Here is a 14331-nt window from a genome sequence, read left to right as displayed (position 1 = left end):
GCATCACTCTCCTGTCGGCGAATTTATGAAGAATTATTAAGAGAACGACGATGAGTCCGAAACGCATGTTGATAATTGAAGATGACGCGGATGCTGCCAACGTGCTGGAGACTTACCTGAAGCGCAATAATTTTCAGGCGCTGCTGACGATGTGCACGATTGACTATAGGTTTCCCAACGGGATAGGCGGTAATAGGTTGGGATAAAACCGATTTTTTTTAGCAATCTTGACGGGTTATTGATGAAGTGTGGAAATAATCTGGAAATGTGCGTGGTGTAATAGTAGCCAGTTGGTAACAGGACCCCTTACATGATGAATACCGAGTTCACCTTTTTTCCCCTTCATTGCCTGGCCCGTCAAGGAAGACGCGTGACTTTTCGCGCTGGCGGTTTGGCAGCCTTGTTGTTGCTGGCTGTCAGCCTGCTGTCTGGCTGCGATGGTGCCAGCAGTGAGCCTCCGGCTGCGCCGCTGCGCCCTGTTCGCACGGTTACCGTCGAGCCGTCTACCGCCGGTAAGGTGTTGTCGCAAGTCGGGGAGATTCGCCCGGCGGAAGAAACCTTGCTCGGATTTCGTCTTGATGGACGCGTGGTGTCACGCCCGGTCGATGTAGGGACGATGGTAAAGAAAGGCGAGGTGGTCGCTACGCTGGATAGCCGTGATAGCGAAAACCAGTTGCAGAGCGCCAAAGCCGATCTGACCCGTGCGGTTGCTGCGGAACGTCTGGCGGAGCAGAACCTTAACCGCATGAGGCAACTGGTGCCTAACGGTGCGATTTCCCGTGCGCAATTGGATGAGGCAAGGTCTAACTGGGCATCAGCCGTATCTGTGCGTGAAAGCGCGCAGGCCAGCGTCAAAACCGCTCAGGATCGTCTCGGTTATACCCGGTTGTACGCGCCTGTTGCCGGGGTGATTACTTCGGTCAGCGCCAATCCCGGTCAGGTGGTGAATGCGGGTCAGGAAGTGGTGCGGCTGGCGACGTTTGCAGGCCGTGATGCAGTTTTTAATGTTTCCGAGCGTTTGATTACCAGCGGCCTGAAAGATCCGCTGGTGATGGTTTCATTGTTGTCCAATCCTGCTATCAAAACCCAGGGACATGTGCGTGACGTGAGTCCGCAGGCTGATGCAGAAACCCGTACCTGGCGGGTGCGGGTTTCGCTCATCGACCCGCCGCAAGAAATGGTGCTGGGCGCAACGGTGGAAGGCGGAATCACGCTGCCCGGCAACAGCGCTATTGAGTTACCCGCCTCGGCGTTGACCCGTCAGGGCGATAATCCAGCGGTGTTTGTGGTTGACCCACAGACGCAGATGCTGCGACTGCAACCGATCACTCTGCGTCATTACAGCGAGGCACAGATCGTTGTCGCAGGCGGTCTTGCTGTTGGTGACAAGGTGGTCACCGCCGGCGTGAGTAAACTGCGGGCTGGTGAGAAGGTCGCCCTGGCGGAGGCGAAATAATGCCATCCGGATTCAAGCAAAAGTGGAATTTTTCTGCCTGGGCGCTGGCTCATCAGCAACTGGTGGCTTTTTTTATGCTGGTGATTGTGGTGGCGGGCGTGATGAGCTACCAGCGGTTACCGCGCAACGAAGATCCGGCCTTTACCATTAAAACAGCGGTGGTGTCCGCCAGTTGGCCGGGGGCCACGGTGCAGGACACCGTCAGCTTCGTGACCGATGTGCTGGAAAAGAAGCTACAGGAAACGCCTTACCTTGATGTTCTTGAGAGTTATAGCCGCCCCGGCGAAGCGGTGATTTTCGTTAATCTGCGCGACGATACGCCGCCATCCAGAGTAAAGGACATCTGGTACACCGTCCGCAAAAAGATGAAGGATGTTGCTCCCAGTCTGCCGGAAGGGGTGGCTGAACCCGCCGTCGATGATGAGTTTGACGATACATTCGGCACCCTATATGGCTTTACCGCCGATGGTTACTCGCCGCGTGAGCTGCGCGACAAGGTGGATGACATTCGCACTGCGCTGCTTGCTACGCCGGATATCGGCAAAATTGATGTGCTGGGCGCACAGGACGAGCAGATCATCGTGGCATTTTCACCCAGACAACTGTCTGGCATGGGGCTGGACCTGCAACAGGTGACGGCGGCGTTGCAGGCGCAGAATGCTGTTAGCCCGGCAGGTACTATCCGTACGGCAAACGACAAGGTGGAACTGAGGGTCAGCGGTGCGTTTGTTTCCGAAGAGAGTCTGCGTCAGGTAACGCTGCGCATTGGTGGCCGTTTTATTCCGTTGACCGATATCGCCACTATTTATCGTCAGGCAGCCGAGCCGCCAGCGCCGGCGTTTCGCGTGAATGGACAACCGGCCATCGGGCTGGCTATCTCAATGTCGCCGACCGGAAACATGCTGGATTTCGGTCAGGCGTTGCGCAGCAAGATGGCGACGATTAGCGCATCACTGCCATACGGTATTGAAGTCACTAAGGTGGCGGATCAGTCAGCAGTGGTGAAATCGTCGGTCAACGGTTTCGTTAAGGTATTGCTGGAAGCGGTGGTAATCGTACTGGCGGTGTCGTTCGTGTCGCTGGGCAGTCGTGCCGGGCTGGTGGTGGCGGCCTCGATACCGATTGTGTTGGCGATGACGTTTACTGGCATGGAAATAGCCGGCATCGGCCTGCAACGTATTTCACTGGGCGCGTTGATCATTGCGCTTGGGCTGCTGGTGGATGACGCCATGATTACGGTAGAGGCGATGGTTTCCAGCCTGGAGAAGGGCGAGGCCCGCGAGCAGGCTGCCACCCGCGCCTATGAAACTACCGCGTTTCCGATGCTGACCGGCACGTTGGTGATGGTGGCGGGCTTCATTCCGGTCGGGTTTGCCGCATCCAGCGCTGGCGAGTACTGCTACTCGCTGTTTATCGTGGTGATGATCGCGCTGCTCTGCTCCTGGGTGGTGGCTATCTTGTTTTCGCCGCTGATTGGTGTCTGGCTGCTGCCAAAAACGATGAGTGCGCATAAACACCAACTGCACGCAGGTCGGCTATCGCGGGCGTATGACCGGCTGTTGTCCGCAGCGCTGCACTATCGCGGTCGTACGTTGTTGCTGGCGGTAGCGCTGCTGGGACTGGCGATAGTAGCCGCCGGTCAATTGGAGGATGAGTTTTTTCCGGCGTCGGACAGGCCGGAACTGCTGGTCAGTCTGACTCTGCCGAACAATGCTTCGCAGCAGGCTACTGAGCGGGAAGTGGTGCGGCTGGAGCAGTCGCTGAAAGACGATCCGGATCTGGACCATTTCTCGACCTATGTCGGTGCTGGCGCGGTGCGTTTCTATCTGCCGATGGATGTGTTGCTACAGAATGAAAACATCGCGCAACTGGTGGTGGTAGCAAAAGGGTTAACAGCACGGGATGCGCTGCGCGCCCGGCTGGAAAAACGCCTGCAGCAGGATTTCAGTCATCTGGTGACGCGGGTGTCGCCGCTGGAACTGGGTCCACCGGTCGGTTGGCCGCTCAGATATCGGGTAACCGGGCCGGATATCGGCAAAGTTCGTGAGTATGCCACCGGTTTGGCGGCGCTGATTGGCAACGCCCCCGGCGCACGGGAGGTCAATCTGACCGCTGGCGAGCCAGAGCGCGCTATTCGCGTTGACATCAACCAGACTGAAGCGCGGGCGGTCGGCATCAGCTCGCAGGATGTAGCCAGCGCACTGGCGACCATTTTTTCCGGCACGACGGTAACCAGCGTGCGAGATCGCAACCGAATGGTTGGGGTGGTGGTGCGTGCGCGGGATGAAGAGCGTCAGGATCTGGATACCGTCGCCAGCCTGCAATTGCGCGCCGCTAATGGCCAGCGGGTGCCGTTGCGACAGATAGCGTCCGTCCGGTATGGCATAGATGAACCGATCATCTGGCGTCGTCAGCGACTGCCGTTTATCACCGTGCAGACCGACCTGGCGCCGGGCGTTCGCGCTCAGACGCTATCAGCCACGTTGGCACCACAGGTAGCGGCGTATCAGGCGAGGCTGCCGGCGGGTTATCGCATCAAAGAAGGCGGGGTGGTGTCGAAGTCTAATAAGGGCAACAATTCGGTGTATCAGGTATTGCCGGTGACGCTGCTGGTGATGCTGATTTTACTGATGGTGCAGTTACAGCGCTTCTCGCGCATGATGCTGGCGCTGCTGATGGCGCCGTTTGGGGTGATTGGCGTGGTGGCGGCGATGTTGCCGACGGGGACGCCGATGGGTTTTGTCGCCTTGCTGGGGGTAATTGCGCTGGCGGGAATGATCATCCGTAATGCGGTGATCCTGATTAGCGAGGTCGATGCGAACACAGCGACAGGTATGCCAGCCAACGACGCCATTATCCTTGCGGCCCGCCACCGCTCACGACCGATTCTGCTGACGGCGTTGGCGGCGATTTTGGGGATGATCCCTATCGCTACCCAGGTGTTCTGGGGACCGATGGCCTATGCCATTATCGGTGGGCTGGTGGTTGCTACGTTGCTGACATTGACGGTATTACCGGCGGCAATCAGCCTGGTAATGCAGTGGGAAGGGCGTGACAGATAAGTCAATCATCTCCGCCTTCGGCATTATCCTAAATGTTGGAGGCGGAGAATCAGAAGGTAAAGCGCACCGCCATCGGGGGGGGGCCTGATGACGATTGCCTTCAGCGTGTCGGTTTATTAATTGAGCGAATAAAGGGGGAGAATTTGCCTTATTTGGTGAAATGAGTTTCTCAATTACTCAATAAAGGGGGGGAGTATTTTTAAATCAGGATCGTTATCACACAACGGGCATAATCACTGTACATACCGTTACACAGCAACGCTCATCATTGAAGATTAGGCTGGTATATAGTGTCAAAAAAAACAGTGGCTGATTGACTGTAAAGATGAAAATTAACAAATTCCAAACAAGTTGATGTGATGTAGTTTTACTTTTATGATAAAAATCAAGAATACTTTCTGCCTACATATCTTGATGGCTGTTCTGGCCATCGTGTTCCTTAGTGTTCACCCGTTGGTGACAAGCTTTGATCCGCCGCTAAAATTTCAACCATTGATTAAAACCATGGAAGGAACGCCAAAGGAGCTGCGGGAAAAAATAGCGACCATTTCCCATGCTTTACAAGGAAATGCAATTTTCTTCATCGGCGCTTCAGAGGTTTCCACGTCTGAAGATGAATATTACGCAGTATATAATTACTTTAATAACCAGCTGCATCGACCCGTAGTCGCCTATGGTGATATTTATATCGATAATATTGCGCATTTTTTACTGTTGTCACGTTTTAAAAATGATCTTAACGAAAACAGTAAGGTTGTTTTACAACTTGCTCCCGATAGCTTTTATGGCGATGGCATTCCTGCATCGGTTTTTGCCGACCATTTTCCGGCACCGATGTTTAATCCCCTGATGGAGGATGCGCAGACGCGCCCCCTGCTGGTGGATTATTTGCAACATATTAATGAAGAAGAGCTCAGTCATTTAACTTTCGCTCAAATGAAAATTTATGGCTGGCATCCGCAACTTATCTGGCAGGAAGTGAGCTATCAGTTTGCGATTTTCTGCGAAATGATAAAGAAAGACTGGCTGGCAATGCTGGGAATTGCCCCTCAGCCTGCGCAACCGTGGCCTCAGCGACCCGCCACAGACATCATTCCCGATTGGGATCACGAACTGGCCCACGCCCATGAGTTGAATCAGTACCGTCAGCAAAGCGCGCAGACATTCTGGATGGACAAGTCGGTTTTCGATGATGATCCAACCAAGGATGAGTGGGATAACGCGCCGCTTTTTCCGGCACAAATGGAAGCGTTTCTGGCGACTATCAAACTGCTCAAAGAGCGCCACGTTCAGCTTGTGGTGATTGTTGATGCGATTAATCCGTGGGCGATTGTCAATTCAGAAAAATTTCAGTCCATTGATAGCCAGATCAGGTCGGTACTGGAGAAAAATCAGGTCCCTTATTTGGATATGTATGCACAACCTTATCAGAACGGCTGGAATTGGGATCGCCTGCACCCAACAGACCCGGCATGGGTTGTGATGGACCGCTTTATTGCTGAGAGCTTTAAACGATGAAACACGCTATTCGCCTTTTTTTTCTTTATCTCTTGCTGGCGGTGACCATCGTTGCGTGGACCTCTGTTGATGACAGCATGAGCTTAAAAGTGCATTTTGAATATCAAAAGTTCTGAAGGATAAATGATGTATAGCTCCGGAACATTTTTTTTCTTTCTGTTTTCATCAGCGTTGCTGTTTGCGTTGATTAACCGGGTATTGCATTACCGGTTGACGTATTTATCCGCTATTTCTGTATTGGTGGCGTGTGGTTGGGGATATATTTTCCAGGGTGATTATATTGTACCCGTGGCAGTTTTCCTGAGCTTTTATATTATTGTTACGCTAAAAGAGAAGGGATGGTTAAAAACCTGGCAGTCAGTAATCCTGACTCTGTTGCCGTTGTTTTTGGTGAAATTACACCTTAACAATCACTGGGGTATGATCGGCTTGTCGTTTATGACATTCCGCGCCGTTGATGTATTACTCTACCGCACCAAAAAAGATGGTCAGAATTTCCTGAATTATCTTTGTTATCTCTTTATGCCCCTTGTCATTCAGGCTGGTCCGATGTACCGCTGGCGGTCATGGATGAGTGATATTAATAAGCAGGTCTTCACACTCTCCCGCGAGCAGTTTTTAGCTGCCATGGAGCAAATTTTTGTCGGCATTATCCAGAAATTCTTATTCGCCATGCTGATAGATACCCAGATTATTCAGTCCTGGAGCCAGCGCCCGTTTACTTTAAGCGTAGGCATCGTTATGTCGTTGGCCTATAGCGCTTATCTCTATTTTGACTTTGCCGGCTACAGCAATATGGCTATCGGTGCCGGGCGCTTATTTGGCCTGAATATTCCGGCAAACTTCAATATGCCCATTTTGGCTAAGAATCCGCAGGATTTCTGGCGCCGCTTCCACATTAGCTTGTCTGAATGGCTAAGGGATGTGGTGTTTATGCCGATTTATATGAATTTGATGAAGATCGATTTTTTCAGACAAAACAAAACGCTGGCACAAAACATTGGTATTTTTTGCACCCTGTTTTGCATGGGAGCATGGAACGGGCTTGAACGACACTATATCATCAGCGGCGCGCTGTTTGGCGCCATTTCTGTTGCACACAACATGTTGCAGTGGTCAGCCAAACGCAGTCCGACGCTCAGCAACTGGTTACATTATCCAGTTATTGTGTTTTTGGGACGAATTCTGACGCTGGCAAGCGCCGCTGTCTCCCTTTACATCTTTAGCGGAATGTCACCTCTATGAACTATCACTCCGAGCTTAAGGAACTGCAAGATTTCTTGCACACAGCATTACTCAAGCCCGCGAATCCACATCAGTTGGCGATTAGCGGTAGCGACGACGCGATGACCTGGCAACAGCTCTCCGCCGCGGTGACCGATTGGGCGCAGCGCTATCAGCACTGCCAGCAGCCTGCCGGTACACCGGTAGTGTTATACGGGCATCAGCAGGCTGAATTTGCCGTAGCGATTTATAGCTGCCTGTTGCATAACATTCCCTACATTCCGGTGGATTGCATCTATCCGCAGGAGCGGCTCAAAGAGATTTGCCAGCAGGGGAAGGCTCCTTACTATTACGATGTGGCCACAAAGCAGTTTATGACTACCGGTGAGGTGGGGCAGGTACTAGCTGAGCAGGATCTTGCCTATATCATGTTCACCTCCGGCAGCACCGGAAAACCCAAAGGTGTGCAGATTGGCCGCGAAAGCCTGTGGCACTTCATGAAATGGGTACGTCAGGATTTTTCATTGCCTGAACTGCCGGTGTTGATGAACCATGCGGTATTCAGCTTCGATCTCTCCCTGATCCCGCTGCTGGCTAATCTGGCCACCGGTGGGCACATTGTTCTGAATGCGAAAGAGGATATCGCAGCGGAAAACTGGCTGGATAGACTGAAAATCAACGGAGTGTCCGTTTGGGTTTCCACGCCGTCTTTTGCCTATCAACGGTTGCTCTCCCCTCAGTTCAACAGCGACTATTTACCTGATCTCAGCGTGTTCGTATTCATTGGCGAAGTGTTGAACAAAGCGCTGGTAAAACAGTTACGCCGCCGCTTCCCACACGCCAAAATTCTCAATTCCTATGGCCCAACGGAAGCGACTATCGCTACTACTGTGATTGAAATTACGGATGAAATCCTGCACAGCGAGCAGGACCTGCTGCCGGTGGGGGCGATGATGCCGGATTCCAGAATGGAAATTACGGCGGACGGTGAGCTGATTATCTGGGGTAAAAACGTGATGCGCGGTTATCTTGGGTTAGCTCAGGAGAACGCGGAGAAATTGTTACGCCGGGAGAGCGAGGAATTCCGGGGCTACCGAACCGGCGATCTGGGTTATGAAGAAGGCGGTATCCTGTATTGTCAGGGCCGTAACGACAGCCAGATCAAGCTCAACGGCTATCGTATCGAGATCAATGAAATTGAAAATCGCCTGCTGGCTATGCATGACATCAGGGAAGCCGTTGTCCTGCCGCTGATGAAATCAGGGGGCGGCGTTTTGCGTATTGCTGCTTTCTGTGTGACGCACTTAGCCCCTGAAGCGATTAAAACCTCGCTGTCGAAGGTAATTCCTCCCTATATGGTGCCTTCTCAGATTATTATTAAAGACTCGTTGCCGCTTAATCCTAACGGTAAAATTGACCGTAAGTTGCTGGATACTCATGCCCGCACGAATTAATTACACCAGGAAAAAATGATGGAACAAGAAATACTCGCCCTGTTTGAAAAGGTCTTATCTCGTAAAGTGGGGTTTAATGATGAACTGATTGAGTCCGATATCCTCGACTCGATTCTGGCGGTCGATCTGGTGCTGGAAGTGCAGGACGTGTACGGCTGCATGATCCCGCCGACCGAAGTCGCCAACGTTCTGAAGACTCCGGCGGATTTGGTTCGCTACATCGAAGAGCATCGTGGCTAAGCCTTGATAAACGGCGAATATTTGTATCTTTCAACACCCCGGATGTTGTCATTCGGGGTCTTTATTTTAGGAACCTCAGTATACAAATAAGTGAAACTCGTCAAGGTAACGTCGTGAGTTTGTGGTAGGGTATGCGTCTTAGGGAATCGCCCGGTTCCCGGTTTTTGCCCCGTCCGAGTTTCTATCATGTATGAGTTCAAACTGGTTTTACTGTTGCTCCAGCAGATGTGCGTGTATCTGGTGATCGCCTATCTGCTTAGTAAAACGCCGCTATTCATTCCGTTGATGCAGGTCACGGTCCGGCTGCCACATAAACTGTTGTGTTATGCCATGTTTTCCATGTTCTGCATCATGGGGACCTATTTCGGGCTGCATGTACAGGACTCCATCGCCAATACGCGCGCGATGGGGGCGGTGCTGGGCGGTCTGCTCGGTGGGCCGGGCGTTGGCGTGTTGGTGGGGATGACCGGTGGGCTGCACCGTTATTCGCTCGGCGGCATGACCGCGTTCAGTTGCATGGTATCAACCATCGTTGAGGGACTGTTGGGCGGCATGGCGCACCGTTGGTTGATGCGTCGTGGCCGAATCGACCGATTATTTAACCCGTTTACCGTAGCTGGGGTGACGTTTATCGCCGAATTGCTGCAAATGGCGATTATTCTGTTGCTGGCGCGACCATTTGATGATGCGCTGAGGCTGGTTAAAGATATTGCCGCTCCGATGATTGTTACCAACAGCATTGGTGCGGCGATGTTCATGCGAATCCTGCTGGACCGGCGCGCCATGTTCGAAAAGTACACCTCGGCGTTTTCTGCCAGAGCATTAAAAATCGCCGCCTGTACCGAAGGTATCCTGCATCAAGGGTTTAACGAAGAAAACAGCATGAAGGTGGCGCAGGTTATCTATCAGGAGATGGATATCGGCGCGGTGGCGATCACTGATCGTGAAAAACTGCTGGCCTTTATCGGTATCGGCGACGATCACCATCTTCCGGGAACACCTATCGCATCGGGCCATACCCGGCGAGCCATTGAGCACAACGAGGTGGTGTACGCCGACGGCAATGAAACACCTTACCAGTGCTCGTTGCAGTCCGGTTGCCGTTTGGGGTCCACGCTGGTGATCCCGCTGTGCGGCGAGAATCAGCAGGTGATCGGCACCATCAAACTGTATGAGGCCAAAAATCGGCTGTTCAGTTCAATCAACCGTACCTTTGGTGAAGGCATCGCCCGCCTGCTGGCCGCGCAGATTCTGGCCGGCCAGTATGAGCGCAGCAAGCAGTTGCTGACGCAATCGGAAATCAAACTGCTTCACGCGCAGGTTAATCCACATTTCCTGTTTAACGCGCTCAACACGCTGTTGGCGGTGATTCGCCGCGATAGTGAACAGGCCGGTAAACTGGTGCAGTCGCTCTCGACGTTTTTCCGTAAAAATCTTAAACGTTCTGAGGAAGTGGTTACGCTGGCCGATGAGATAGAGCATGTGAACGCTTATTTGCAGATTGAGAAAGCCCGCTTTCAGGAACGGCTGCAAATTCGTTTTGACCTGCCGCAGGCGTTAATGTCGATGCGGTTACCGGCGTTCTCACTGCAACCGCTGGTGGAAAACGCGATAAAACACGGTACGGCACACCTGCTGGGGACGGGGGTGATCACCATCAGCGCCAGGCGGCAGGGTGACAGGCTGTTGCTGAGCATTGAGGATAATGCTGGTTTGTACCAGCCGCGAACCAACTGCACCGGGCTGGGGATGAATCTGGTGGATAAGCGCATTCGCAGCCGCTATGGCAATGATTATGGCCTGAGCGTGGAGTGTGAGCCTGAGCGTTATACCCATATCCATGTGACGCTGCCTTGTGAGGAAAGCCAGCCATGCTGAACGTACTGATTGTTGATGATGAACCGCTGGCGCGGGACAACCTGCGCTGCCTGCTGGAACAGGATGATGGTCTTGAGCTGGTGGGCGAGTGCGCGAACGCGATAGAGGCGATCAGCGCGATTCACCGCTTGCATCCTGATGTGGTGTTTCTGGATATTCAGATGCCGCGTATCAGTGGGCTGGAGATGATTGGCATGATCGATCCGGACAACATGCCCTACATTGTGTTCATTACCGCCTACGACGAATATGCCATCAAGGCGTTTGAGGAACAGGCGTTTGATTACCTGCTTAAACCTATCGATCCGCAGCGGCTGGCAAAAACCTTGCGCAATCTGCATCGTGAGCGGCCAGCACAGAGTATCGACAAATTGTCTGATCATCAGGTTGGTCTTGACTACATCCCGTGCACCGGACATAGCCGGATCTACCTGATGAAAAGCAGCGAGGTGCAGTTTGCCAGCTCACGTCAGAGCGGCGTCTACGTGACGGGGCCGCAAGGGGAGGAGTGCTTTACCGAATTGACGCTGAAAACGCTGGAAAGCCGTACTCCGCTGGTGCGCTGTCATCGGCAATATCTGGTCAATATGGACTATCTGCGCGAAATCCGGCTGGAAGAGAGCGGCCAGGCGGAGATTCTGCTAAAAAGCGGCCTGGCGTTACCGGTTAGCCGTCGCTATCTGAAAACCCTCAAGCAATGGCTTGGCCTCAAAGGCTGAACCGCTCCCGGCAATTGTCTGCGTTGCCTGTCTTCTGTGTTTGCTGCTGTTGCCTTGTTAGCTTCTTGTTTGGCCGATGCGTGAATACGCGTTGGCATGACATCTCGTCTGTTGCTCACTGCAGGGTGAATTGCTTCAAATTAAGTAAAAATTCTTCACCGCTTATCCTGATATGTGACCGGTCATCGGCTTATCCGACCACTTACCCAAATTCAGCTATGACCCCACTTGTGGCCCGCTTACAGTCACGAAACGTGACTACATCATTAATAACGACATTATAAGAAGGGTAAACGCTATGAAAGATAAACTTCTCAGGCATCTTCCCTGGGCGTTGCTGGGGTTCATTGGGGCATGTTGCCTGGGGGTGGTCGCGCTGCGTCGCGGTGAGCACGTCAGCGCCATGTGGATAGTGGTCGCCTCGGTGGCGGTCTACCTGGTGGCTTACCGTTATTACAGCCTGTATATCGCCCGTAAGGTGATGCAACTTGACGCTAACCGCGCCACGCCGGCAGTGGTTAACAATGACGGGCTTAACTATGTGCCGACCAACCGCAATGTGTTGTTCGGTCACCACTTTGCGGCGATTGCCGGCGCTGGCCCGCTGGTGGGACCGGTGCTGGCGGCTCAGATGGGCTACCTGCCCGGCACGCTGTGGCTGCTGGCCGGGGTGGTGTTGGCCGGTGCCGTGCAGGACTTCATGGTGCTGTTCATGTCAACCCGCCGCAATGGCGTATCGCTTGGGGAAATGATCAAAGAGGAAATGGGGCCGGTGCCCGGCACTATCGCGCTGTTCGGCTGCTTCCTGATTATGATCATTATTCTGGCGGTACTGGCGTTGATCGTGGTGAAAGCGCTGGCGGAAAGCCCATGGGGTGTGTTTACCGTTTGCTCCACCGTGCCTATCGCACTGTTTATGGGCATTTATATGCGCTTCCTGCGTCCTGGTCGGGTGGGGGAAGTCTCGGTGATTGGTATCGTGCTGCTGCTGCTGGCCATCTGGTTTGGCGGCGTCATCGCTCACGACCCGTACTGGGGGCCGGCACTGACCTTCAAGGATACGACCATCACTTTTGCGCTGATCGGTTATGCGTTTATTTCTGCGCTGCTGCCGGTGTGGTTGATTCTGGCGCCGCGCGACTATCTGGCGACGTTCCTGAAAATTGGGGTGATCGTCGGTCTGGCGATTGGCATCGTGATCATCAATCCTGAGCTGAAAATGCCGTCGATCACGCAGTTTATCGACGGCACCGGTCCGGTGTGGAAAGGCGCGCTGTTCCCATTCCTGTTTATTACTATCGCCTGCGGCGCGGTGTCCGGCTTCCATGCGCTGATTGCATCCGGCACGACGCCGAAACTACTGGCTAACGAAACCGACGCCCGCTTTATCGGTTATGGCGCGATGCTGATGGAATCTTTCGTTGCCATTATGGCGCTGGTTGCGGCGTCGATTATTGAGCCGGGTTTGTACTTTGCGATGAACACCCCGCCGGTTGGGCTGGGTATCACCATGCCTAACCTGCACGAGCTAGGCGGCGCGAATGCGCCGGCGATTATGGCGCAATTGCATGATGTCACCGCACAGGCCGCCGCCACTGTCAGTGCCTGGGGGTTTGTGATTTCGCCGGAGCAGATCCTGCAAACGGCGAAAGACATCGGCGAACCGTCGGTGCTCAACCGTGCCGGTGGCGCGCCAACGCTGGCGGTGGGTATCGCCCATGTGTTCCACCAGATCATTCCGAGCGCCAACATGGGTTTCTGGTATCACTTCGGAATCTTGTTTGAAGCGCTGTTTATTCTGACCGCGCTGGACGCCGGTACCCGCTCTGGCCGCTTTATGTTGCAGGACCTGCTGGGTAACTTCGTACCATTCCTGAAAAAGACCGATTCGCTGATCGCCGGTATTGTTGGTACTGCCGGTTGCGTCGGCCTGTGGGGCTACCTGTTGTATCAGGGCGTGGTCGATCCGCTGGGTGGCGTCAAGAGCTTGTGGCCGCTGTTCGGCATCTCCAACCAGATGCTGGCCGCCGTAGCGCTAGTGCTGGGCACCGTGGTGCTGATCAAGATGAAACGTACGCGTTATATCTGGGTAACGGTGCTGCCGGCAGTCTGGCTGCTGATTTGCACCACTTGGGCGCTGGGCCTGAAGTTGTTTAGCAATAATCCCCAGATGGAAGGGTTCCTGTACCTGGCGCGCGTTTACAAACAGCGCATTGCCGAAGGGACGGATCTGAGCGCGCAGCAGATTGCCAACATGCATCACATCGTTGTTAACAACTACACCAATGCGGTGCTGAGCGTGGTGTTCCTGGTGGTGGTGTATAGCATAATCTTCTATGGTATTCGTACAGCGTTGCGGGAACGTAACCAGTCGGAGCGTTCCGACCGGGAAACGCCTTATGTACCGGTGCCGGAAGGTGGCGTGAAGATTTCTTCCCATCATTAACAGACGGTGAGGAACATACCGCCGACAGGCACCTGTGCGGGCCTGTCGGCGCTTATATTTGTCGGCTCATACTACAGGCGCTCATACGAAGAGAGGGCGATATGTTCGGAAATCTTGGTAAAGCGGGAAAATATCTGGGGCAGGCCGCCAGAATGCTGGTGGGCATCCCGGATTATGACAACTACGTGCAGCATATGCAGACTAACCACCCGGACCAGGATGTCATGAGCTATGAGGAGTTTTTCCGTGAACGCCAGCAGGCGCGCTATGGCGGCAGCGGCAAAGGCGGTTTTCGGTGCTGTTGACGCGCCAGGGGCGAAGGAGTTTTTTCGAT

10 protein-coding genes and 1 pseudogene are annotated in these 14331 nt (G+C 53.6%); all 11 read left to right on the top strand.

All coding sequences use genetic code 11. The features are described 5' to 3' along the window. Nucleotides 1–50: 50 nt before the first annotated feature. A pseudogene (locus tag Dpoa569_RS15435) lies at nt 51–146 on the top strand (DNA-binding response regulator); the annotation flags it as partial. Nucleotides 147–310: 164 nt separating this feature from the next. Next, on the top strand, nt 311–1456 hold the full coding sequence (locus Dpoa569_RS15430; protein ID WP_128569677.1) for an efflux RND transporter periplasmic adaptor subunit: 1146 nt from the start codon (nt 311–313) through the stop codon (nt 1454–1456). Continuing rightward, nucleotides 1456–4518 carry an efflux RND transporter permease subunit gene (locus tag Dpoa569_RS15425; RefSeq protein ID WP_042868860.1) on the top strand — a complete coding sequence of 1021 codons (3063 nt, stop codon included), beginning with the start codon at nt 1456–1458 and terminating at the stop codon, nt 4516–4518. Before Dpoa569_RS15430 ends, Dpoa569_RS15425 begins: the two co-directional genes overlap by 1 nt. 375 nt (nt 4519–4893) lie before the next feature. After that, on the top strand, nt 4894–6036 hold the full coding sequence (locus Dpoa569_RS15420; protein ID WP_173024008.1) for a D-alanyl-lipoteichoic acid biosynthesis protein DltD: 1143 nt from the start codon (nt 4894–4896) through the stop codon (nt 6034–6036). Between the two features lie 126 nt (nt 6037–6162). Further along, complete coding sequence (locus Dpoa569_RS15415; RefSeq protein WP_042868862.1) at nt 6163–7281, top strand: MBOAT family O-acyltransferase; 1119 nt, start codon at nt 6163–6165, stop codon at nt 7279–7281. Next, nucleotides 7278–8714: an AMP-binding protein gene (locus tag Dpoa569_RS15410; RefSeq protein ID WP_042868864.1), complete on the top strand. Its 1437-nt coding sequence runs from the start codon at nt 7278–7280 to the stop codon at nt 8712–8714. The genes Dpoa569_RS15415 and Dpoa569_RS15410 overlap by 4 nt, the downstream gene beginning before the upstream one ends. 18 nt (nt 8715–8732) lie before the next feature. After that, nucleotides 8733–8954 (top strand): acyl carrier protein, encoded by a 222-nt coding sequence (locus Dpoa569_RS15405; protein WP_038901882.1) that lies wholly within the window; start codon nt 8733–8735, stop codon nt 8952–8954. Nucleotides 8955–9140: 186 nt separating this feature from the next. After that, nucleotides 9141–10832 (top strand): sensor histidine kinase, encoded by a 1692-nt coding sequence (locus Dpoa569_RS15400; protein ID WP_042868869.1) that lies wholly within the window; start codon nt 9141–9143, stop codon nt 10830–10832. After that, a complete protein-coding gene (gene btsR / locus Dpoa569_RS15395; RefSeq protein WP_042868871.1) occupies nt 10826–11551 on the top strand; it encodes a two-component system response regulator BtsR in 726 nt (241 codons plus the stop codon). Before Dpoa569_RS15400 ends, btsR begins: the two co-directional genes overlap by 7 nt. Before the next feature lie 298 nt (nt 11552–11849). Then, nucleotides 11850–13997: a carbon starvation CstA family protein gene (locus Dpoa569_RS15390; protein WP_042868873.1), complete on the top strand. Its 2148-nt coding sequence runs from the start codon at nt 11850–11852 to the stop codon at nt 13995–13997. A 101-nt stretch (nt 13998–14098) separates the two neighbouring features. Continuing rightward, nucleotides 14099–14302, top strand: coding sequence for a YbdD/YjiX family protein (locus Dpoa569_RS15385; RefSeq protein WP_012768713.1), 204 nt, complete (start codon nt 14099–14101; stop codon nt 14300–14302). The last annotated feature ends 29 nt before the right edge of the window (nt 14303–14331 follow it).

This window comes from Dickeya poaceiphila, from assembly GCF_007858975.2.
Classification (GTDB): Bacteria; Pseudomonadota; Gammaproteobacteria; order Enterobacterales; family Enterobacteriaceae; genus Dickeya; species Dickeya poaceiphila.
This window is presented reverse-complemented; position numbering and strand designations above follow the sequence as displayed.

Excerpts from the sequence above, each read along its gene's own strand:
- Dpoa569_RS15430 (WP_128569677.1), top strand. The coding sequence starts at position 311 with ATGATGAATACCGAGTTCACCTTTTTTCCCCTTCATTGCCTGGCCCGT.
- Dpoa569_RS15425 (WP_042868860.1), top strand. The coding sequence starts at position 1,456 with ATGCCATCCGGATTCAAGCAAAAGTGGAATTTTTCTGCCTGGGCGCTG.
- Dpoa569_RS15420 (WP_173024008.1), top strand. The coding sequence starts at position 4,894 with ATGATAAAAATCAAGAATACTTTCTGCCTACATATCTTGATGGCTGTT.
- Dpoa569_RS15415 (WP_042868862.1), top strand. The coding sequence starts at position 6,163 with ATGTATAGCTCCGGAACATTTTTTTTCTTTCTGTTTTCATCAGCGTTG.
- Dpoa569_RS15410 (WP_042868864.1), top strand. The coding sequence starts at position 7,278 with ATGAACTATCACTCCGAGCTTAAGGAACTGCAAGATTTCTTGCACACA.
- Dpoa569_RS15405 (WP_038901882.1), top strand. The coding sequence starts at position 8,733 with ATGGAACAAGAAATACTCGCCCTGTTTGAAAAGGTCTTATCTCGTAAA.
- Dpoa569_RS15400 (WP_042868869.1), top strand. The coding sequence starts at position 9,141 with ATGTATGAGTTCAAACTGGTTTTACTGTTGCTCCAGCAGATGTGCGTG.
- btsR (WP_042868871.1), top strand. The coding sequence starts at position 10,826 with ATGCTGAACGTACTGATTGTTGATGATGAACCGCTGGCGCGGGACAAC.
- Dpoa569_RS15390 (WP_042868873.1), top strand. The coding sequence starts at position 11,850 with ATGAAAGATAAACTTCTCAGGCATCTTCCCTGGGCGTTGCTGGGGTTC.
- Dpoa569_RS15385 (WP_012768713.1), top strand. The coding sequence starts at position 14,099 with ATGTTCGGAAATCTTGGTAAAGCGGGAAAATATCTGGGGCAGGCCGCC.